At 39.7% G+C, this 22,662-nt stretch carries 23 protein-coding genes; 6 read left to right on the forward strand and 17 right to left on the reverse strand.

The genetic code is table 11. The features are described 5' to 3' along the window. Both GX437_08745 and GX437_08750 read right to left on the reverse strand, forming a co-directional pair. On the reverse strand, positions 1–338 hold a 338-nt coding region (locus GX437_08745), incomplete at its 3' end, for a hypothetical protein (GenBank protein ID NLJ07743.1). Positions 339–483: 145 nt separating this feature from the next. After that, positions 484–1,710, reverse strand: a complete 1,227-nt coding sequence (locus tag GX437_08750; GenBank protein ID NLJ07744.1) for a competence/damage-inducible protein A — start codon at positions 1,708–1,710, stop codon at positions 484–486. Positions 1,711–1,914: 204 nt separating this feature from the next. On the opposite strand from GX437_08750, the gene GX437_08755 reads away from it, so the two are divergent. Genes GX437_08755 through GX437_08765 form a run of 3 tightly spaced genes read left to right on the forward strand, consistent with a single transcriptional unit; the run spans position 1,915 to position 4,645 of the window. Next, positions 1,915–2,751: a hypothetical protein gene (locus tag GX437_08755; protein ID NLJ07745.1), complete on the forward strand. Its 837-nt coding sequence runs from the start codon at positions 1,915–1,917 to the stop codon at positions 2,749–2,751. Positions 2,752–2,774: 23 nt separating this feature from the next. Then, entirely contained in the window at positions 2,775–3,578 is an 804-nt protein-coding gene (gene tatC, locus GX437_08760; protein ID NLJ07746.1) for a twin-arginine translocase subunit TatC, read from the forward strand. After that, positions 3,575–4,645 carry an arsenic efflux protein gene (locus GX437_08765; GenBank protein NLJ07747.1) on the forward strand — a complete coding sequence of 357 codons (1,071 nt, stop codon included), beginning with the start codon at positions 3,575–3,577 and terminating at the stop codon, positions 4,643–4,645. Before tatC ends, GX437_08765 begins: the two co-directional genes overlap by 4 nt. Here GX437_08765 and GX437_08770 read toward each other — a convergent pair. The 8 genes from GX437_08770 to GX437_08805 all read right to left on the reverse strand — a co-directional run bounded on the left by GX437_08770 (position 4,642) and on the right by GX437_08805 (position 11,901). After that, positions 4,642–5,256 (reverse strand): rhodanese-like domain-containing protein, encoded by a 615-nt coding sequence (locus GX437_08770; protein ID NLJ07748.1) that lies wholly within the window; start codon positions 5,254–5,256, stop codon positions 4,642–4,644. The genes GX437_08765 and GX437_08770 overlap by 4 nt on opposite strands. Before the next feature lie 17 nt (positions 5,257–5,273). Next, the gene (locus tag GX437_08775; GenBank protein NLJ07749.1) at positions 5,274–5,903 is read right to left on the reverse strand and encodes a rhodanese-like domain-containing protein; all 630 of its coding nucleotides are present in this window, start codon (positions 5,901–5,903) and stop codon (positions 5,274–5,276) included. A gap of 4 nt (positions 5,904–5,907) precedes the next feature. Continuing rightward, complete coding sequence (locus tag GX437_08780; GenBank protein ID NLJ07750.1) at positions 5,908–6,498, reverse strand: YeeE/YedE family protein; 591 nt, start codon at positions 6,496–6,498, stop codon at positions 5,908–5,910. 19 nt (positions 6,499–6,517) lie between these two features. Beyond that, positions 6,518–7,036, reverse strand: coding sequence for a YeeE/YedE family protein (locus GX437_08785; protein ID NLJ07751.1), 519 nt, complete (start codon positions 7,034–7,036; stop codon positions 6,518–6,520). Between the two features lie 172 nt (positions 7,037–7,208). Further along, entirely contained in the window at positions 7,209–8,201 is a 993-nt protein-coding gene (nrfD, locus tag GX437_08790; GenBank protein NLJ07752.1) for a polysulfide reductase NrfD, read from the reverse strand. 15 nt (positions 8,202–8,216) lie between these two features. Next, positions 8,217–8,750 carry a 4Fe-4S dicluster domain-containing protein gene (locus tag GX437_08795; protein ID NLJ07753.1) on the reverse strand — a complete coding sequence of 178 codons (534 nt, stop codon included), beginning with the start codon at positions 8,748–8,750 and terminating at the stop codon, positions 8,217–8,219. Continuing rightward, a complete protein-coding gene (locus tag GX437_08800) occupies positions 8,747–10,987 on the reverse strand; it encodes a molybdopterin-dependent oxidoreductase (GenBank protein NLJ07754.1) in 2,241 nt (746 codons plus the stop codon). Before GX437_08800 ends, GX437_08795 begins: the two co-directional genes overlap by 4 nt. Positions 10,988–11,337: 350 nt before the next feature. After that, entirely contained in the window at positions 11,338–11,901 is a 564-nt protein-coding gene (locus GX437_08805) for a molybdenum cofactor guanylyltransferase (GenBank protein ID NLJ07755.1), read from the reverse strand. A gap of 145 nt (positions 11,902–12,046) precedes the next feature. On the opposite strand from GX437_08805, the gene GX437_08810 reads away from it, so the two are divergent. Beyond that, positions 12,047–13,258, forward strand: coding sequence for an aminotransferase class I/II-fold pyridoxal phosphate-dependent enzyme (locus tag GX437_08810; protein NLJ07756.1), 1,212 nt, complete (start codon positions 12,047–12,049; stop codon positions 13,256–13,258). A gap of 57 nt (positions 13,259–13,315) precedes the next feature. Further along, the gene (locus GX437_08815) at positions 13,316–14,035 is read left to right on the forward strand and encodes a Crp/Fnr family transcriptional regulator (protein NLJ07757.1); all 720 of its coding nucleotides are present in this window, start codon (positions 13,316–13,318) and stop codon (positions 14,033–14,035) included. Here GX437_08815 and GX437_08820 read toward each other — a convergent pair. The 7 genes from GX437_08820 to GX437_08850 form a co-directional block, all read right to left on the reverse strand. Then, the gene (locus GX437_08820) at positions 14,026–15,339 is read right to left on the reverse strand and encodes a pyridoxal phosphate-dependent aminotransferase (protein ID NLJ07758.1); all 1,314 of its coding nucleotides are present in this window, start codon (positions 15,337–15,339) and stop codon (positions 14,026–14,028) included. The genes GX437_08815 and GX437_08820 overlap by 10 nt on opposite strands. 111 nt (positions 15,340–15,450) lie before the next feature. Then, positions 15,451–15,972: a flavodoxin gene (locus GX437_08825; GenBank protein NLJ07759.1), complete on the reverse strand. Its 522-nt coding sequence runs from the start codon at positions 15,970–15,972 to the stop codon at positions 15,451–15,453. 60 nt (positions 15,973–16,032) lie between these two features. Beyond that, positions 16,033–19,131 (reverse strand): leucine--tRNA ligase, encoded by a 3,099-nt coding sequence (locus GX437_08830; GenBank protein ID NLJ07760.1) that lies wholly within the window; start codon positions 19,129–19,131, stop codon positions 16,033–16,035. 162 nt (positions 19,132–19,293) lie between these two features. Next, positions 19,294–20,148 carry an SPFH domain-containing protein gene (locus GX437_08835; GenBank protein NLJ07761.1) on the reverse strand — a complete coding sequence of 285 codons (855 nt, stop codon included), beginning with the start codon at positions 20,146–20,148 and terminating at the stop codon, positions 19,294–19,296. Between the two features lie 30 nt (positions 20,149–20,178). Continuing rightward, complete coding sequence (locus GX437_08840; GenBank protein NLJ07762.1) at positions 20,179–20,397, reverse strand: DUF2905 domain-containing protein; 219 nt, start codon at positions 20,395–20,397, stop codon at positions 20,179–20,181. A gap of 26 nt (positions 20,398–20,423) precedes the next feature. Next, positions 20,424–20,957 (reverse strand): hypothetical protein, encoded by a 534-nt coding sequence (locus tag GX437_08845; protein ID NLJ07763.1) that lies wholly within the window; start codon positions 20,955–20,957, stop codon positions 20,424–20,426. A gap of 70 nt (positions 20,958–21,027) precedes the next feature. Continuing rightward, positions 21,028–22,290 (reverse strand): sugar MFS transporter, encoded by a 1,263-nt coding sequence (locus GX437_08850; GenBank protein NLJ07764.1) that lies wholly within the window; start codon positions 22,288–22,290, stop codon positions 21,028–21,030. Positions 22,291–22,444: 154 nt separating this feature from the next. Between GX437_08850 and GX437_08855 the strand changes: the two genes are divergently transcribed. Then, positions 22,445–22,662 (forward strand): hypothetical protein (locus GX437_08855; GenBank protein NLJ07765.1); only part of this gene is annotated, 218 nt, incomplete at its 3' end.

The following is a 22,662-nucleotide window of genomic DNA, read 5'->3' on the forward strand; positions in this document are numbered from 1 at the left end:
GATTGAGGTGAATTGATGTTGGTTCCGGCATTGACCACTTCAATGTATTCATCATCTCTTTTCAGCAGGTTAAGCCATTTATCCGCGAGGTTTTTATCAGCTGAAGCATATTTTAACTTATAGTTTTCAATAGCTTCAATGGCTTTATCAAATTCTTTGATGGCAAAATATGCCTGCCCCATTTTGAAATATTTTTCGGGCTTGGTTTTTACTTCCTGTTCATAGCGCGCAATGGCTGTCCGGTAATCCTTTTTTGTAAAAAATTCATCACCTGATTGTGCCAGGGCAATGCTTTTCAGCAATAATACACACAGAAATACTAATAATGTTTTCCTCATAGTTCAGTTTTTTTAAAATTATCAATTTTTTTAACGGTGCAAATATAAATAATTGAGATTAATTCTTAATAAGGATTTTTTTAATTTTTTTAAATTAAGAAAAAGAACGAATCCAGTTTGAACTCATTATCTTGAATTTATTATCTTAAAGAATCAGTTTTCTTAAAATATTCAATGCACTGACAGCAAAGAACTGAATGTTCTGCATCCGCCCTCTGTCAAAAATTAATTTTTGAACAGAACTTTTTTCCTGATTGGCCACACATATAAAGACCAGTCCGAGTGGTTTGTCAGGAGTAGCCCCTCCGGGCCCAGCAATACCGGTGATTGAAAGTCCAATATCTGTATCGAAAATTTTTCTGATGTTGGTTGCCATCTGTATTGCACATTGTTCACTGACTGCCCCATGTTTTTCAATTACCGCTTTTTCTACCTTTAACTGGTTGATTTTTATTTCGTTGGAATAACTGACCATGCTACCTTTGAAATAGGCTGAACTGCCGGGAACGGTGGTAATCAGGTGCGAAACATAACCCCCGGTGCAACTTTCTGCTATTGAAAGCGAGAGGTTTTTTCTAATCAGGATTTGTCCGATGGCTTCGGGGAGGCTGATGTCTCCATAGCCATAAACCATATCACCCAAAACTGAACTGATTTTCTGCTGTAAATCGTTTAGAAGTAATTGATTTTGTTGGCTATATGTGGTTGTGAGCCTGAGTTTAACTTCTCCGATTGAGGGAAGATAAGCAAGCCGGAAGTCTGCCGGAAGCGAACGTTCAATTTCCTGTATTTGTCCGGCAATAACAGATTCTGCTACCCCTGCTGTTTTAATGCTGAGGGATAATATTTTTTTCTGAATCAACGAACGCAACAATGGAGTTACTTCATTTTCAAAAATATCTTTCATTTCAAAAGGAACGCCCGGCAATGAGATAAGTCTCTTTTCTTTTTCCTGGAAAAACATGCCTGAGGCAGTTCCAAGCCTGTTTTTAAGAATTATACACTTTTCGGGCAGCATGGCTTGTGAGAGATGGGCTTCAGATAATGTTTTATAGCGGTGTTTCAGAAGCTCTTCAATCTGTTTTTTGACATCAGGATAAAAAATCAGTCTGGTGTGAAAATAATCTGCAAGAGTTTGCTTGGTGATGTCGTCAGTGGTTGGGCCTAAGCCTCCGGTAGTGATAATTAAAGATGATTTTTCAAAACAGTAATTCAGGGCATCAACTATATCGTTGGCTTTGTCTGAAACAGTAAGTTTGGTAACAAGTTCAGCTCCTGCTTCAAAGAGTTTTTTACTTAAATAATCTGAATTGGTATCGAGGGTTTCTCCTCTCAGTATTTCATCTCCGATGGTGATAATGGATGTTTTCATTGCTTATTACTGTTTTTAAATGATTTTTCCTCTGTGTAAAATTAAGGGTAAAAGGTCATAGATTGAGTAATGTATGATAATATTCACTTTCATTGATATTGTTGTATTGAACCACCAGAGCTATACAACAATAAAAACAGCTACTTTTGTGAGCCGGATTTATCCATCAAAGAAATCTGAGAAACGTAAAAACAAACGGGAGGTATGGAGGTAATTGATATTGAAAAGAGCATCAGGGAAAGCAATTCTGAATTTTTGAAAAAACTTCCGAAGTTCATTATCAGAATCATCTCAAAAATCATTTATGAAAAGCGGATGAATGAGTACCTTGCCATCACTGATGGATTGGAAGGTGTTGATTTTCATAATAAAATCATTGAGCTGATGGATATTAAAATCCATGCAGAAGGATTACATAACCTTCCCGAACATCCGCATTGTTTCTTTTTTGCCAATCATCCCTTTGGAGTTCTGGATGGACTGGTACTTACCAAAACAGTTTTGGACAAGTATCACGATTTCAGGGCAATAGGTAATGAGGCATTTAAATATGTTCCTAACCTGAGGAAGTATGTCATGATGGTGAATGTGTACGGAAGTACTTCACGCAAATATGTGGAAGAGCTCGAAAAAATATATGAATCCGATATGCCCATAACCCACTTTCCGGCAGGATTGGTTTCGAGGTTTATCAATTGGAAAGTCCAGGATATTGAATGGAAAAAAAGTTTTATATCAAAAGCGGTCAGTTGTAAACGCGATCTTGTCCCTTTTTATTTTGAAGGTCATAATTCTTGGCTTTTTTATTTTATCTCAACTTTCAGAAGGATGATTGGCATCAAACTGACTCTCGAGCTGGCTCTTTTACCGCATGAATTTTTTAATAAAAAAGGAAGAACGGTTCATGTCATTATCGGAAAACCCATTTCATGGCAAGTGTTTGACAACAGGTTTTCTCATCATGAATGGGCACAGAAAGTCAGGGAACATTTATACAAAATGGGAAAGTCAGGAAATCCTGATCTTGAATTTACTTCTTAGCGATTAAAAATGAAAAGAAAAAGATGACCGAACGAAAGGAAATGACATTTTTCGAACACCTTGATGAACTCAGGGGGCATTTGTTCAGAAGTGCACTGGTGGTTATTATCATTTCTGCTTTAGCTTTTATTTTCAAACATATCGTTTTTGATATTATCATACTCGGCCCTACTGAACCTTGGTTTCTGACCAATAAAATTTTTTGCATGGCAGCCGATTATTTCAATAATCCTAAGCTATGCATAAATGATAAGCCTTTACAACTGATCAACATTAGCCTGGGGGGACAGTTTTCGACACATTTTAAGATTTCGTTTCTGGCAGGTATTATTATCGGTTTTCCTTACATTGTTTTTGAACTTTGGAAATTTGTCAGTCCTGCTCTTTACGAAAAAGAGAAAAAAGTCGCTTCTGCCACCATTTTCTCCATAAATCTGTTATTCTTTATTGGTGTGTTAATCGGATATTTCATGATTGTGCCTTTATCAGTCAATTTTCTGGCAAATTATATTGTAAGCGAAACCATACAAAATACCATCAACCTGACAAGTTATATCAACAATTTATCAAGTATATGCTTTGCCTCAGGTATCGTCTTTGAATTACCGGTAATTACCTATTTATTGTCGAGGCTTGGCCTGATGACCCCTCAGTTTATGAAAAAATACCGTAAACATGCGATTATCGTAATACTTGTTTTGGCTGCCATTCTAACACCTCCCGATATTCTCAGTCAGCTGATACTGGCAATACCGATGTATATGCTCTATGAATTCAGCATCAGCATTTCAGCAAAAGTTTTAAAAAGAAAAAACGAGGATGTATGAGTGAAATAATCCGGAATACCCTGATGATTACCGGCTTTGTATTTTCCATGATGATGTTGCTGGAATATATAACCATTCTGACAAGGGGGAGATGGAGCATGCCTTTTCAGAAATCAGAGTGGCTTCAGATAATATTTGCTTCCTTTCTCGGACTGATTCCGGGTTGTCTGGGCACATATACGGTTGTAAGCCTTTACATTCACCGTACTTTCAGGTTTTCTGCCCTTTTGGCTGCCATGATTTCCACCATTGGAGATGAAGCTTACATATTATTGTCTTCCTCTCCTGCGACATTTTTTAATATCAGCCTGATTCTGTTTGTCTTATCCCTGATTGCCGGGGGAATGTCAGCTTATTTTTTCAGAAACAAAAGTTTCCTGAAAGCAGAATCTACTCATTATGAATATCATGAAGGGGAGGAGGAATGTTTTACATTTAAAACCTCTGAGATTGTCCCGCAGCTTAAAAATATCAGTTTTCAAAGAGCCATTCTCATTGGCGGATTAATAATTTTCTTTATTGCCTTACTGAGTGGTTCACTCAATCATGAACATGGTCATTTTCTGAATGGCTTTAACATGAATGAACAAGAACATCATTCTGAATCATTATGGCTGAACATCACCGCTTTGATTACGACACTTGTTGCTTTGTTTATTGTTTCCACCGTATCGGATCATTACCTGCAGCATCATCTCTGGGAGCATTTATTGAAGAAACATTTTATGAAAATCTTCATCTGGATTTTTGCTACTTTGCTGGTCATTCATTTTGTTTTACAATACTTTGATGTGAACAGATGGGTTGAGGCAAACCTTATGATTATGATTGTTTTAGCCGTTCTGATCGGGATTATTCCGCAGTCAGGCCCTCATATCGTTTTTATTACTCTTTTTCTGAGTAATATCATTCCGTTTAGTGTTTTGCTGGCCAATTCTGTTGTTCAGGATGGACACGGTGCCTTGCCTTTGCTTGCCGAATCGAAAAAAAGCTTTGCAGTTGTCAAACTGATTAAAGTAATCACTGCCCTGATACTGGGCTTTTCAGGATATTATTTTGGTTTTTAACAGCCACCTGAAAGTTGACTTTTCCTTGGTTTTACGGGAACAGGGTTATTTGTTTTACCGGCAGAAGAGACTGTAGTTTTACCCGTTTCGGTAGTCTGTTGTCCAATATCCGAAAAATCATACAGCAGGTTCTCATCGGAAATCTGTTTACGATTAAAAGAGGTATCTGCTTCAAGAATGCAGGTCGCAGCATTATAGCCACCTTTCAGATATTTCAGGTTCTGATACCCGATCTGGGTCAATATCATCCATGCCTGAAGCGCATTCGATTCATTATTTGCATAAATGATTTTTTGTCTGGGGTCAGAAAAAAGACTTTTGTAATCCTCTGATAATAAATCAGCAAAAGGGACATTTACAGCGTTTTCAAGATGTTTTTTTACAAAATCGGATGGCTTTCTGATGTCCACCAGTAAAAAGTCATTTTTCTTCATCAGATCATTCAGGTTTTCAGGACTAACTGCATCTTCAGCTTTTAAATATTTCTGAATGATTTCGTCAGAGGTCATTTTGTAGGAAAATGCCGGTTTTCTAAGCGTCAGAAATCCAATGATAATCAATACAATGAAGAGAATTACTACAATGAGGATCCAGTTTATTTTACTTTTCATAAGCTAACATTTTAATTTTAACAACCACCGCCTGGAGAATTCTTTTTGGTTACTTTAACAGGTTTTTTCTCAGCAGCTGCAGGTTTTTTGGTTTCTGCTGCCTGACTGACATTTTTATTGGTGAAATACTGACTTGCTGCCAGCCGGAAACTGTATTTGTCGAGTGCCGTAATCGTTGCTTCAGCTCCTTCCGGCCTGACAGGGTTTATGATAGTTTCATACCATTTGTTAAGTCCTCCTTCAAGGATGAAGATTTTTTCGAATGAGTTTCTTCTTGCAATCATCCAGGCTGCTGTGGCATCAGTAGTGCCATTGGAGTAAAAGACCTTGTTTTTAAAGTCCATTGATAAAAATTCAAGCGAACTGCTGTCGTTCAGTTTTGATAATGGAATGTTGATGGCTCCCGGAAGATGATATTTATTATAGTCGCTTTCATTTCTGACATCTATCAGCAACAGGGAGGGATCTTTATTAATAAGTAAATCAGCAACCTGGTCGGTAGAGAAGAATCTTGAATGAAGGTTAAGTTCAGCCTGAAGAATTTCGGGACTGATTTCTTTTTTGCTATAGTCTTTTTCGGGAAGCAGTGCAGCTATTACCGCCCCGATGAAAGCTATGATAATGAGGAAAAGATAAGTTTTTTTCATAAGCCTAATAATCAACTTTTTTAACGTTTTTTTCAATTTTATCGGTTATTACAAATGCGATGAGCGCCAAAGCAGCAAAACCGAAAACAAATATCCAGCGGGGGACACCGAGAGACTGATAAACAAGGACACTTCCAAGATTTTTACTGTTGTAAAGACCTTCAAAAAGCGGGAACAACCAGCCGAAAATGAAAATGCCGATGCCCATTCCGCCAGCAAAGAACATGGCGTCAATTTTTCCGATCGCTATACCGCAAAAACTGGTACCCGGGCAAAAACCTCCCAGAATAAAGCCCAGTCCCATGATTAAGCCGCCAACGATAGCAGAATAAAGATAAGTAGGAACGACATAGAGCTGATTCAAATCGACCCATCCGAAATAATGAAAAAAGGTAAGGCCAATCATTGCGGTAACAGCAGCGGTAAAAAATACACGGAGTACGACAAAATCGTAGCCATAGAACACACCGGCTAGTTTGCGGGAAGAGGAAAAACCTGCCTGTTCGAGAATAAAGCCGAAAGCCAGGCCAAAAATAAAGGCAAATACGAGGTTCCAGTCGCCACTGACAATTCCGTTAGGTATTAAAGGTCCCATATTATTGATTTTTAAAATGTTAAATCCAGTTTTTTCTAAAGAAATAAGCAAAGAGATAACCTCCGCCAAAAATGGTCATCATGGCCACAAAGCCTGAGGTTGAAAGCAGAGCAAGTCCACTGAGGGCGGCTCCGCTCGTACATCCACGACCGAATTGAGAGCCTATTCCAAACAAGATACCACCCAGTGTGGCAAAAACCAATCTTCTTCTGGCTGTAATTTTCGGGGAATGTTCAACTTTTAGCTTCATCCTTCCCATGATTGATCCGGAGATGATAGCTCCGATTAATACCCCAAACAGCTCAATAAAAAGCCATGCTTTCAGCGGAGAACTTTCATTGGCCAGTATTCCGCCAAAATACTTATTGTTGACGGTAGCTGAATGGCTGATGAAATTACTGATGGCTACCACAACACTTTTAATACCACCGCTGGCCCCCAGGCCTCTGCCTGTTACATAATAGGTCATTAATAATACGATACCAAGCAGTACACCTGCCAGATAAGGGTTCATGTAAGTTTTGCTTCTGTCATTCATGGCAATTAAGTTAAAAAATTCTATTGTTTTTTATAATGTATGCTGAAAAGTCTAAGTGAAAAAGTAATGATTGATTTTTCAGTAGCCCTCTGCCAGACTGCAGTAAGCGAGGCTGAGGAATAACACTTAAAATATTCAAAACACCTGTTATCATTCATCTCTTTTTCTGCTGTTAGTATAAATATCTTGTTACCTGTCCGGCTTCGACCATAATAAACCTGAAAATAATTCCGCCAAGAAGAATCAGGAAAGAAGGGATGAAAACAGGGACTTTAAAACCACTTAGTTTTAAAATCTCAAGAAAAGCAGGTATGACCAGTCCGGCTCCGACAACAAACACCCAGAATACTGTGGTATATTCTCCGCCAAGAAACATTTTGGCAGCTTCAATCTGTACTTCTGTACTGGCGAGAAAACCCATAAAAAGGTGGACGATAAAAAACAGTTCAATGGCGATAAGCAGTAAGTCAATTTTGCCGAATGCAACTTTTTCTTCATGATTTTTCGACATCCACATGATAGCAGCAGCAGCAGTCGAAAAGCCGGAAACCATAAATAAAGGGCCTAAAATTGAAGTGTTCCAGAGCGGACGGGCATTAAATGCCGAAAGTAGAATACCGGTATAAATGCCTAAAATTACTCCCAGCACAATCATTGCCCAGGCAAAGGCAATTCTGTTTTGGGTTGACCAGGCAATAAAGTTTTTGAGCCATTTATTATTGTCAATCAGTTTTTCTGTCCGTTCTATCCATTTATCGAGCCATTTTTTCTTCCCTTTCCACAAGTCCATCAGTTCGTTGAGGTAGGTCAGGCACCAGATGATGGAGATAAAAGTTACGAACAATAATGTCCATGCACCCCACGACATAGGTGATTCCCAGCGTACGGTAGTATAAAGCTGCCAGAAAAACAATTTATGTTTCAGGTCGAGGAAAAGCATCAGAAGTCCGATAATAATGGCGAAGGGGACCAGAAAAGAACCCCATTTGACAGCAGTAGGATAGAGTTTATCTTTTTTCTGGATAGTAAAAAGTGCAGCAAAGAACATCAGTCCTGCGGCCAACCCCCCTAAAAACAGATAGGTGGGAATTTGCCAGTGCCAGATATGCAATACAGGGTCAATATTGGGATTCATTCTTCCGCTGATGATGATTTCTTCTCTCATAGCTTTTGAATTTAATTAAATGAGATAATAAATTTGAGGTTTTGTACCTGCTTCAGGAGCAAGCGTCTTATATTTCCTGAGCTTAAGTATTTTGGAAACATCGCTGTTGGCATCGTCAAGGTCGCCAAAATACATACATTTTGTCGGGCAAACAGCCACACATGCCGGTTGTTCACCTTTCACCACCCGGTGATGGCAGAAAGTACATTTATCGACATATCCATCGGGGTGAGAATAACGTGCATCGTAAGGGCAGGAAGAAATGCATGCTCCACATCCGATACAGCGGTGATGAGTAACCAGAACAATTCCGCCTTCTTCGATATGGCTGGCACCTGTCGGGCAACACCTGACACAAGGCGAGTTATCACAATGATTGCACCGCTCAGAGCGAATTTCAATTTCAAGCTGGGGATATGTTCCGTTCATGACTTCTACCACCCAATCGCGGCAATATCCAATGGGGACATTATTTTCAGTCTGACAGGCGACCACACAGTCGCTGCATCCGACACATTTCTTTGTATCAATGGCCATTGCGTATCTCATGACACAACCTCCTTTCCTGGTTTTTCAGTTAAAAAAGTAACAAAGTTTCCCCTCATCCCGGTGCCACCCATAATTTTATCTTCCATAATATTGGTAATCATCTGGGTATCGGAAGCACCTCTGCCGTAGCTTCTTGTATAGTATTTATTGGTTTGTCCAAATCCGTGAACCATGAAGACACTGTCCCAGCGAATCCTTTCGGTAATTCTGACTTTAATCGGGAAAGATGAAACAACTCCGTCCTGATTTTTAATCCAGATATACTGCCCGTTTTCGATACCCCATTCACTGGCTACACGGGGATTTACCCAAAGCGTATTTTCGTCCATCAGATCGGTCAGGTTGGGGTTGTTGGCTGTACGGCTGAAAGTATGCATGGGTGCCCTGCCGTAATTCAGACGGTAATAACCTTCCGGAGGTTCGGGATGTGGCTGGTAAACCGGAATCGGGTCAAAACCATGATCGGCAAATGTCCGGGAATATAACTCTATTTTACCTGAAGGAGTATTGAATTCAACGTCTTCATTTTCTTCGAAATATAACTTACTGTTAAATTGAGGCAGTTTTTTAACACCAATTTTCTTCATTTCCTCGAGCGAAGACCCTAATTGTTTTAATTGCCAGTCGAGCATTTCTTCCATGTCTTTGTAAGGGAAATACTCTCCTAAACCGAGTTTTTCAGCCAGTTGTTTGGCGATCCACCATCCGGGTTTGGAATCATACATGGGTTCTGCAGCCGGCATCCTTAATGCGATATAGGCTTCTTTCATGGGTGAATTGCGGAGTATATCATATCTTTCCAGATATGTACATTCAGGAAGAACAACATCGGCATAACCAGCCAGTTCGGCAGGCATGGTATCGATAACTACGAGTAAATCAAGGTTGTTGATAGCTTCTATGGTTTTACGCTGGTCGGGTAGGGCTGCCAGAAGATTGGTGGCGTACACAATCCAGCCTTTAAAATTACAGGCAGAACCAAGTCCGGGGATAGAAGCATCGCAAATACCTGTTGATACTACTTCATCAGCGAGCAGATATTTATCCGGATAAACATCCCGCCATGTTCTTTTAGGTTGGGGGAATTCCGGATGTGGAAAATCAGGCACAGAAACTTTAGAAGGATGGTAAAAACCGCCTTTTCTTCCCCATGAACCCAGCAATGCATTCAGAATGGCAATAGCGCGGGAACGTTGTGTATCGTCTCCGTACCAGGTAACATGGCGCCCCGGGTGGACAATGACGGAGGGTTTGGCATTGGCCATTTCATAAGCCGTCTTGCGGATAATATCCGGTTTAATGGTTGTAATTCCGTATGCCCATTCAGGCGTCATGTTTTTTACATGCTCTTTCAGTTCTTCAAATCCGGTGGCATACCTGGCAATGTATTCTTTATCGTATAGTTCTTCATAAATCAGGACATGAATCCATGCTAACAGCAGGGCAAGGTCGGTAGCCGGTTTGATGGGCAACCAGAATTTAGATTTGCTGGCAACAGTTGAATAACGTGGATCAACTGTTATCAGGGTAATTCCTCTGTCGATGGCATCCGACATTTCCTGAACCTGACTGTTGTGCATGTTTTCACCTAAGTGAGAACCAATCAGTACCATACATCTGGCATTGATAATGTCGGTTCGCTCAGGAGATTCAACGGTTTCGCCAAAGGTATAATTAAATCCAACTTCCCTTGGACCGCGACACTGAGCAAAGGAAGGAGCCGTAATATTTCCGCTTCCAAATGCTTTCATCAGGGTAGTAAAATATTTGCCTCCCGTGCCGTGATTGAAAAGTGCTATACATTCCGGCCCGTGCTCAGCAGCTATTTTTTTCATCTTTGAAGCTATGACTTCAAAGGCTTCATCCCATGTGGCTTCCCTGAATTCCTGTTTGCCGTTTTTTGAAACACGTATCAGGGGCTTTTTCAGGCGGTCTTCATCATAATAACTTCCTATTCCGCCTGTTCCTCTCGGGCAAAGCCTTCCGTTGCAATGCGGGTCTTCTTCATTACCAACAACTTTCCAGATTTTTCCTTCTTTGTTGACATAAGTCCATCCGGCACATTTCCAGAAACATATTTCACAATAAGTAGGATAACGTTTTACTTCTCCGCTTTTGAGCAGTTTTTCCAATTCTTTATCCTTCCCTGCAAAAAGTTTCAGTGCCGATCCGGTGATGGCCAGACCTGCCGCTCCTGCTGAGCTGATTTTTATAAACTCCCTCCTGCTTGTTTTCATATAAAACTTTGCATTTTAAGTAAATGACTACATTGTTAACTGAGTACAATCTTAGATAATTTAATTTTTATGCTTTTCTTAATTTTTTATGTTTTTCAGCACGTTTTTAAATGAAATTTCCTGATACACATCTTTGGATATTTTCAGACTAACAATTCATGACTTTAACTGATTGATTATTAAATAGTCAGAATTTTTCAATCAATTGTATTTTATTACGCAGACAGCAGACATAGGCACAAAAACACCATAATTCCTTACCAAAAATCATAAATCGTAAATCAAAAATCATAATCTAAAACCTAATCTGACTGATTACCGTATCAACCAATATTATTGTAAAGATATTATCAGTCAATGTCTTCCATGTAGTTGATGTTACGGAAGATATTTTTATGATAAAATTCCTGTGAACTCACCTCACAATAACAGGTTTTAAAATGCGAAAGAATGGTTGTCATTTTAAAAATACCCTTGTTAAGTATGGGTTCAAGTTTACTGCTCAGGCTTTTAAGATACAAGGCAGCAAGCGGTTCAATAAGGCCATCATGAACAGGGACAACAATGTCGGAATCCTTTTTTTCTTCCAGTAAAAATGAAAACAGCTCAGACGGGACATCAGGCATGTCGCAGGCAAGCACCAGGCAATTTTCATGTTTTGCCTTTTTCATGGCGGATAATATTCCTGATGCAGGCCCTGCCTGTTTAATATCATCGGCAATGCAGGGATATCCAAAATGATGGTAATTGTTATTGTTGGAAGAGATAAGTATTTCATCACACAAAGGAATCAGTTTTTCAATTGCATGCTGAATCAGTTGTTTACCATGATAAAAAGCAAGGCCTTTATCACTTCCATAGCGTTTGCTTTTGCCTCCGCAAAGTATTATTCCGCTAATGTCTTTTATGTGCATTGTGCTAAAATCACCGGCAGTTTTGTCCTGCAAATATCAGTGTAATCAGATGAAATTATTTGTTTTTTTATCTGCTAATCATTTATGCTGGTATCTTTGCTGATGTAAAATAATATTTGCAAAAAGATTTAATCAGAAAATCAATATGAATCACAATGATGAAAAAAATGGACATGGTCATGAAAAAGATTTGGGTTTTAACTCAAAACTGATACATGCTGCTGACATTGACGACCAGTATGGTAGTGCAACAGTCCCTATCTATCAGACTTCTACTTTCAAATTTAAAAGTACTGAGCACGGAGCGAAGTGCTTTTCAGGGGAGGAAGACGGATATATTTATACACGGATAGGAAATCCAACCATTGACGCCCTTGAAAGACAAATGGCTGCACTCGAAAATGGCTATGGTGGAATTGCCGTAAGTTCCGGGATGGCAGCCGTTTCAACCATATATCTGGCTTTGCTGAGTTCAGGCGATCATATAGTCAGTACGGATGCCGTGTACGGCCCCGCCCGTGGTATCATGGAAAAACAACTATGCAGGTTTGGCATTCAGTCCACTTATATCAATACCACGCATGTTGAAAATATCAGGAAAGCTATCCGTCAGGATACGAAAATGCTGTACATTGAAACCCCTGCCAATCCGACAATTGATATTACTGATATTCAGGCCTGTTCGGAAATTGCCGGAGAATATGGTTTAATACTGGTGGTTGACAATACCTTTTGCAGTCCATACCTGCAAAAGCCCCTCGATTTGGGTGCCGATATTTCTTTTCATTCAGTTACAAAATTTATTAACGGCCATGCCGATATTGTTGGCGGAATTATCATTGCCAAAGAGAAAAAACTTTACGATACTTTACGCAGCATGATGATTAACCTTGGCTGCAATATGGATCCCCATCAGGCTTATCTGGTGCAGAGAGGGTTAAAGACCCTGGCCGTCCGTATCGACCGGTCTGTGGAAAATGCCATGAAAGTAGCTGAATTTCTTTCATCTCATCCTAAAGTAGCATGGATAAAATATCCGGGACTTACTTCTCATGAACAATATGAAACGGGAATCCGCCAGATGAAGAAAGCGGGTGCTTTGATGAGTTTTGGGCTAAAAGGTGGCTTTAAGGCTGCTCAGACACTGCTCGACAATGTAAAACTTATCCTTCTTGCCGTTTCACTGGGTGGTGTGGAGTCGCTGATTCAGCATCCTGCATCCATGACGCACTCAAAAGTATCAGCCGAAGAAAAAAATAAAGCTGGCATTACAGATGATTTAATACGCTTATCTATTGGTATTGAGGATGTTGAAGATATTATTGCCGATTTAAAACAGGGACTTGATAAAGTGTAAAAATTGTTAGTATTTACCTGAAACTGATTATCTTTGCACTTCCTTTAATGCTGGATTATGGAAGATATTCTTTTTCAATGCCGTAATAAAGTTCATTGTTTTGAATGCACCAACAGGGAAAATTCTTTATTTACTGACATTTCTGATGAGCATAAAGTAAGAATTAATGACGCAAAAGTTCACTGTGAATATAAGAAAGGCGAGATGATATTTAAAGAGGGCAATCTGCCGACCGGTTTGATTTGCCTGAATCGTGGGAAGGTCAAAATTATCAAGGAAGGAATAGGAGGGCGGGAACAGATCATACGTTTGGCCAGGCCGATTGAATTAATAGGCTACAGGGCTTTATTTGCAGGGGAAAGATACAATTCATCGGCTGTTGCCCTCGAAGACTCTACCGTTTGCCATATCGACAAAGAAGTTGTACTTGATGTTATTTCGCAGGATCCCATGCTTGGGTTAAGAATTGTCAAGCGGCTTGCCATTGAACTTGGTGAAGCAAAGACCCGCATCGTTAATCTGACCCAGAAACACATCAGGGGTAGGCTGGCTGAAGCCTTGCTGATTTTATACAACCGTTTTGGTACAAATCCTGAAGATGGAACACTTGACATATCGCTTGGCAGAAATGATCTTGCCGACTTGTCGAATATGACAGCATCGAATGCCAGTCGTACTTTATCCCAGTTCATTGATGAAAAAATCATAGAAACGCAAGGGAAAAAAATCAGGATTTTAAACCTCGAACGCCTGAAATGGCTGAGTAATTACGGATGATTTTTTCTGAATTGTTCCAGCCTGCTTTTCAGGTCGGGGAACTGAGAGCGGTTGACCAACGATACACACGCCCTGACCCCGTCATTGCGTTCACTGCCTGTGATGGACAATGAAATTGCACTGATACCATAATATAGCAATTCTTCCACAAGCTGGTCGCCTGTAAAGCCCGGATAGGCAAAGGTGAAATAAAATCCATCGGCTATCGGCTCATCAAGGTCTTTGTCATAAACAATGTAAAAACCATTGTCGGTAAACATTTTTTTCATGATAGCTGCCTTTTCTGCATAGTCCATCACTTCTTCCCGGTAATTATAAACTTCGTCATTGACCGCTTTCAGGATGGCAGCAAGGCCAAACTGAGGCGTATGTGAAGTGCCTGAGCTGATAGCATACAAAGTCCCGAAAATCAAAGCATGACCAAAACGGTCGGAGGAATAAAATCTTTTCAGGTCGGGGCTCACCGTGTTGAATAATTTTTCAGAAACGACCATCATTCCGATGCGTTGCCCGGCATAGCTGAATGCTTTTGAACTCGATATCAGTAAAATATAATTATCGGTATAGTGAGCGGCAGAAGGTTGAAAAGGAGGAATACCCGGATGGGAATAATCTTTTCTGAAGTCCATTCCAAAATATGCAAGATCTTCAATAACTGTTACATTGTATTTTGAAGCCACCTCAGCAATCACTTTCAATTCTTCTTCTGTAAAACATATCCAGCTGGGATTGTTGGGATTGCTGTAAAGCAGAGAAACAAACCTGCCTGTGGATAAATAGCTTTCCAGCTTGTCTCTGAGTTTGTCTCCCCTGTAATTATAAACATCAAAGTTTTCAAATGGTTGTCCCAGTACTTTATTCTGTTGTTTCTGAACAGGGAATCCCGGATCGATAAATAAAGTAGCGTCTCTGCCTTTATACAATCTGCCGAGTGTCATAAAAGCGGCAAATCCCCCCATCATGGAACCGACAGTCGGGATGCAGCAATGAACAGGGATGTCAATATTCAGAAAAAGTTTGCAAAAACGGCTGATTTCTGTTTTTAATTCCGGAATCCCTTCAATATTCGGATAAATGGCAGCAACACCGTTTTTATGTGCTTCAATTTCAGCATTGACACCAATGGCGGAAGGTGGCAGGCCGGGAACACCCATTTCCATCCGGATATATTTTTCTCCGGTTTCAGTTTCAATCTGATTGACTACTTTCAATAATTCCCTGATGGATGCTCTTCCAATATTTTCTATCCCACTTTCTTTTATTTTCCTGCTGACAACTTCAAAATTAATAGGCGTGTTTTTCATTTTCTAAGAATTTTGACAATTTTTAACTTCACAAACCTAATTGTTTTTTAGGAAGTAAAAATTTTTTTCAGAAAAAATATTGGGAAGGATAAAATTGATGGGAATTGTATATCAGATAAACTCTTTTTTAATTTTTTTCACCCATTTTCTGACTCTCTCTTGGGTGAGTTCAGGTTCATTGTCGTGATCGATGGGTAAACCAACAAATTTATCGCCTTCAAGAGCTTTTGAACCGGTAAACTGATATTCTGAAGCAGGGGTATAGCCCACCACCTCAATTCCCTGAGCCGTTAGCCGGGCTTTGAGTATTCCCATGTCGTCACAGAAATGATCGGGATATAAAATATGGTTGCCAAGACCATAAATAGCCGCTTTTTTCCCCTTTACATCAAGTTTTTCAAGCAACATGTAAAAATTATCCCAGGTGTTTTTAGTGGTAACATCTGTCCAGTTGTCAGCGCCAACGGTTGCAATACCAAAAATAAAATTGTCATATTCTTCGAGTAACAGAAAAGAAATTTTGCTAAGGTCGTGAACGTCAATTTCCCCGGCATTAAATTCCTTTGCTATGATCTGGGCTACTTCTTCCGTGTTGCCGCCTTTATACCCGTAAAATAAACCTGTTTTTTTCATAAGTCAGGATTTAAAAGATGCACAAAAGTAAAGCCTTTGTATATAATATCGGAATTAATTTTAACTGATAACCACATTGATGATTTTAGAGCGGACAATGATGATTTTCCTGATGCTTTTTCCTTCTGCCCATTTCAAAACAACAGGATCGCTTCTGATCTCATTTTCAATGAATTCATTTTCTGCATCCAGCGAAAATGTTTTTTTATGCCTCAGTTTGCCATTGATGGAGACAGGATATTCAAAACTGTCTTCTGTCAGGTATTCGGGGTTGAATTCCGGCCAGATAGTAGTGGTAACGGAGTGGCAGTGTCCGCATTCTTTCCAGAGTTCTTCTGCTATATGGGGTGCAAATGGTGAAATCAGAATAATCAGTGGCTCCAATATCTGCCTTTTCCTGCAGTTGCGTTTGCTAAGTTCATTGACTGCTATCATGAAACTGCTGACGCAGGTGTTGAACGACAGTTTGTTGATGTCGTCTTCTATTTTTTTGATAGTTTTATGCAGGATTTTTAATTCAGCTTCATCAGGCAAAGAGCTGTCGAGTGAAAAATTTCCCTCAGAATTATAGTAGAGGTTTCTGAATTTTTTCAAAAATTTAAAAACCCCTTCGATCCCATCAGTACTCCATGGTTTATGCATCTCAATAGGGCCTAAAAACATTTCGTACATCCTGAAGGTATCGGCACCATATTTTTCGATGACATCATCCGGATTGACGACATTATACAGTGATTTTGACATTTTTTCAACTGCCCATCCGCATACATATCTGCCGTTTTCAAGAATAAACTCAGCCTCCTGAAACTCCGGCCTCCATTTTCTGAATTTTTCAATATCAAGGATGTCGTTTTCCAACAGATTTACATCCACATGCAGTTCCGTGGAAAAAAGTTCCCTGCCGGGAATGTGGTATGATACGAACATGGGCTTCAAAGAAACAGGTTCCTGCGTCAAAAGGGATTCAATTTCTTTTCCATCAATCAGATCTTTAATGGTCTTTAACACTTTATCTATCTGATAAAGAACCATATAAACAGGTATCAACAGGATGTGATAACCAGCCTGCCGGGCATATTCCTGATATTTACTTTCAAGCTTTTCAAGTTTCTTTATCTGCCTGATTTCTATGATTATCTTTTTTTCCTCGCAGAAGATGTCGAATGTACGGTGCCCTTCCTTGTAATTCCTTTTAAATTCAGTTCCGAGTTGATTGTCTTTGATTCTTTCCCAAAGCAGATATTCGGCATATTTTTCATGATTGATGCGGTAAACAAAGTTTGACCTCCCCTGAATCATTCCCTGATTGACCAGTTTTTTAAATGGTTCATCCACTACGGAATAGCCGATATCATACAGAAATTTATTCCAGAAACGTGCATAAATCAGGTGCCCGGTCGCATGCTCTGTACCACCGATATAGAGGTCAACATCTTTCCAGTAACTGACTGCTTCTTCTGAAAAATAACGATCATCATTTTGAGGATCCATATAACGAAGATAATATCCACTGGAACCGGCAAATCCGGGCATGGTATCGAGTTCAAGCGGAAAGCCGTCTTTTGTTTTCCAGTTTTTAGCCTTTGCCAGTGGAGGCTCACCGCTCGATGAAGGTTGAAAACTATCTATTTCGGGTAAAGTAAGCGGCAAGTCATCTTCATTCAGTACATGAGGAATCCCGTCTTTGTAATAAACCGGAAAAGGTTCGCCCCAGTAGCGCTGGCGGCTGAAAATAGCATCCCGCATACGGTAGTTGGTTTTCCCTTTCCCGATGCCTTTTTCTTCTATTTTTTCTATCATGGCTTTGATGGCGTCTGCTACTTCCAGTCCGTTCAGAAAACCGGAATTGATCATTTTCCCTTCTTTTGCCTCATAAGCCGATAATTCAATATTTCCTCCACTCACCACTTCAATGATTTTCAATCCGAAATGGCGGGCAAAAGCATAATCGCGGCTATCGTGTGCCGGAACGGCCATGATGGCACCTGTCCCGTAACCCCACAAAACATAGTCGGCTATCCACACGGGTAGTTTTTCTCCTGAAAATGGATGGATAGCATAAGCACCTGTAAATTGTCCTGTTATTTTCTTTGTTTCAGCAATTCTGTCGCGTTCGGTTTTCTTTTTGGTATTTTCAATATAAGAGAATACGGCTTCCTTATATTCTTCAGTGGTAATTTTTTCAACTATAGGATGTTCGGGAGCCAGAACCATGAAAGTAGAGCCAAACAAGGTGTCGGGGCGGGTGGTAAATACTTCAATCTGAGTGTTTTCCGGATTATCGAGCCTGAAATTGATCAGGGCACCTTCCGATTTGCCAATCCAGTTTCGCTGCATTTCCTTGAGCGAATCGCTCCAATCGAGATTCTCAAGCCCTGAAAGCAATCTTTCACTATAGGCCGAAACCCTTAAAAGCCATTGTTTCATAGGCTTTTTGATTACCGGAAATCCGCCTCTGACAGACAGGCCATCTTTGACTTCATCGTTTGCCAGTACGGTTCCAAGTTCCTGACACCAGTTGACGGTGGTCTCCGCCTGATAAGCCAGACGGTAGTTCATCAATATTTCACTTTTCTTTTTTTTGTCAAAGCTTTTCCATTGATCAGCAGTAAATGTAAGTTCCTGGCTGGAGGCTGCATTAATACCGGATGTTCCTGCTGTTTCAAATGCAGAAATCAACTTATCAATAGACTCTGCTTTGTTGAGTTTTAAATCAAAATAATGATTAAACAACTGGATAAAAGTCCATTGTGTCCATTTGTAGTATTTTGGGTCGCAGGTAATGACTTCACGATCCCAATCGTATGAAAAACCAATTTTTGACAGTTGCTCTTTGTAGCGGGCAATGTTGTTCATGGTGGTGATGGCGGGGTGCTGGCCGGTCTGTATAGCATATTGTTCGGCTGGAAGCCCGAAAGCATCGAATCCCATCGGGTGAAGTACATTAAAGCCTTTCAGCCTTTTATATCTTGAAAAAATATCGGAAGCAATATATCCGAGCGGGTGCCCGACATGCAAACCTGCTCCCGATGGATATGGAAACATATCGAGTACATAGTATTTTGGCTTGTTGTGTTTGATGTCAACCCGATAGGTTTTATTTTCAATCCAATAGTTCTGCCAGAATTTTTCAATAGATTTAAAGTCGTAATCAGTCATTACTGAAGTATTTTTAATCCTTTTGGAAGCCGCAAAGATAGGAATTCAATATTGTCGGATGTAGTTAATCCATACGAACCTGTAATCCTTATTTGTTAAAAGCAGCCTGAAAATAAACTTTAATCCTGTATTTTTCTGAAGAAATAATACTGAACAAATGGTTTAAGAACCTAATTCTACAACAGGTGTGGCATTTTTTTCAGAGCAAAGCACCACCATCAGGTTGCTGACCATTTCGGCCTTTTTTTCTTCGCTGAAACGGGCAATATTCTTTTGGGTAATCTGTTCAAGTGCCATTTCCACCATGCTGACAGCACCTTCAACGATTTTGAAACGGGCGGCTACAATGGCAGTTGCCTGCTGACGCTGAAGCATGGCACTGGCTATTTCAGGGGCATAAGCCAGATTGGAAATTCTCGATTCAATGACCTTGATTCCTGCTATTTCAAGCCTTTCCTGAAGTTCCTTTTCAAGCTGATGATTGACTTCTTCACCACCACTACGCAGTGTAATATCAGCTCCCGGTGATTCAATGTCATCATAAGGATAGAGTCCTGCCAGCTTGCGTGTGGCGGCTTCGCTTTGTATCCCGACAAAATGTTCATAATTATCTACATCAAATACTGCTTTGAAAGTATCCTCGACTTTCCACACCAGAATAACGCTGATCATGACCGGATTTCCCAGCTTGTCATTTACTTTAATGGCCTGACTGTCGAGATTACGGGCACGAAGAGAAATCTTTTTCTTTGTAAAAAACGGATTAGCCCAGTAAAAACCATTCTTTTTAACAGTTCCTCTGTATTTCCCGAAAAAAATCATCACCATGGATTCATTCGGGGAGACGATAAACAACCCGAAAAGGCAGATAAATGAAATAAAACCGATTAATACACTTAAAATAATCATCCATATATCCTCATCATTGCGGATGATGTTCAGGATAGCCAGAACGATAATCAGCAAAAAAATCAACAGCCATAAAAAACCTGATTTTGCCTTGAAATTCTTTTCCATTAAATTGATATTTAGTTTGTTATAGAAAAATTAAAGTTTTCTGAACAGGTACAAAAGTAATGAAACAATCAGGCTGAGTAAAATCATGGTCGTAACAGGTATAAAGATGGTGAAGTTTTTCTTCACAATCCGGATGTCTCCAGGCAAATGTCCTATTACTGGCCAGCGATTACTGAATAATAAAATAATACCTGCAATTATCAGGATTACTCCGGCAACAATCAGAAGTTTTCCTGCCTGATGATACATGGAGGTCAGATAATCAATTGATTATCTTAAAAAATACTGACTTTTGCCTCTGTCTGAATGATAATTTTGATGGTACCCTGTGCAGGCACATCATCTGTAAAACCATTTAGATAAATCTTTAGCTTTTTGGTAGCCAGCAGAATATCAGACATGGCATCGTAAGCGCCAGTTTCAGGAGTTACCTGATAACTGTTACCGCTTGCGTACAGAGAGGCAAGGTCAACATTGGTAAAAGTGGTCATCAGAATACCACTCGTCTGATCAGCATAGCTGTATTTGATGTCCCCGTTCATGACGCAGGTTGTCTGTCCCTGGAAATTTTCTACCTCGATTTTAACGGATTTAATGGTGTAATCCTTAATGACATCAAGGTAATCCTGTAATTCAGGAACAGAATTGACATCAATTGTAAAGCTTTTGTTCAGACTTTGGTCGTTCGAATCAAGATCGAAATCAAAGGAAGCTGTCATGGGTGCTTCAACCCTGATATTGGTAATTTTATCGCATGAGCAATAAAACAGCACCAAAAGAACAACAAAAATCAGTTTAACCTGTTTCATAATTTTGAAATTTAAGTGTTTTTCAATGTTTTTTTGGGGTGAAATATATGTATTTTTAAGAAAGAAACAACTACCATGATGAAATTTTGTGTCCTTTTGTACTGAAAAACAAAATATACAGATAACAGGGAAGAAGGATGAGGTAGGCAGCCTGATGGCCAATGGTATGAATATCTGCCAGGCGGCCATATAAAAGCGGAATGGTAGCGCCACCTGCTATGCCCATGATTAATAAGGCAGAAGCTGTTTCGGTATGTTTGCCAAGATTTTTAATGGCCAAAGGCCAGATAGCAGGCCACATCACTGCATTTGAAAAGCCAAGTATTGCTACAAATAAAACCGACAACGACCCGCTGGTGAAATAAATACAAAGGGTGGTGAGCATGGCAGTAATGACAGAAATAAACAAAGCTTTTTCCTGAGAAAGATATCGGGGGATGGTAAAAATACCGGCAAGATAACCTAAAACCATTGAGAAAAGCGTCAATGCTGTCAGGTTTTTGGAAAGTGAAAGGGGTATTCCTTGGCTTTGGCCATAAATACCAATGGTATCACCGGCAATAACTTCAGCCCCCACATAGAAAAAGATGGCAAAAACTCCGAAAACAAGGTAAGGATAAGAAAAAACCGATGATTTTTCTTTAACAGATGACTTGTCTGAATCGTCAGATAATGTTGGTTTTATTTCGGGTAATTTTGAAAACCTGACGAAAACAGCAAGAAAAAAGAGTAGAGCAGCCATCACAGAATATGGAACTACGACACGTCTGGCTAAAGAGTCAAGAAACTCAAGGCGGACATCCCCGGATAGCAGATCAAGCTCCGACTGAAGGGTATCGGCATTTGCCAGAACAATAGACCCTAAGATAAGGGGAGCTAAAATTCCGGCCACTTTGTTGGCAATACCCATAATACTGATTCTTTTGGCAGCACTTTCAATAGGACCAAGAATGGTCACGTATGGATTGGATGCCGTTTGAAGTACAGAGAGACCAGTGCCTATTACGAACAATCCTGTTAAAAACAGGTAATACTGGCGGCTTAATGCGGCTGGAATAAATAATAATGCTCCTATAGCCATCACAACCAGCCCTAAGCTCATTCCATTGATGAAGCCGGTCTTTTTTAGAATAAATGAAGATGGCAATGCCATGACAAAATAGGAAATATAAAAAGAAAAGGCAACAAGCATGGATTCAAGGGTGTTGAGTTCACAGGCAATTTTCAGATAGGGGATAAGTGTTCCATTCAGCCAGGTAACAAATCCGAAAATGAAAAAGAATATACCTAAAATAAACAAAGGCAGGATGTTTTTGGGAAACAATGACTTCATAAAAATTCTTTTTGCAAACATAGGATGATAGCGGAATCGTTAGAAAATCTTTTTAACACCTTTATGTTGAAATCATGAAAAAAAATTTGCAAAGAGTATTATTGTTATTATATTTTTGGATTTCAAGAAACAGTACAAACTACTAGGACAATTTATGAAAGCAGCAAACTTAAACTGGATTCCGACTGATGTCTATGGTACGATATGGCGCTTTGTGTATTTTCTGGACATCAAAGATGAACAGAATTATTCTTACATCCCTCTGGCTGAAATTAAAGAATGTAGAAATGGCAGATGGTACTGGCGATTTCTGGTTAAAAAGCTTGACAAACATCCGGCCCGTCATACCAGGGGTATTTGCTGTTCAAGAGA

It is taken from the genome of Sphingobacteriales bacterium, assembly GCA_012517435.1.
Classification (GTDB): domain Bacteria; phylum Bacteroidota; class Bacteroidia; order CAILMK01; family JAAYUY01; genus JAAYUY01.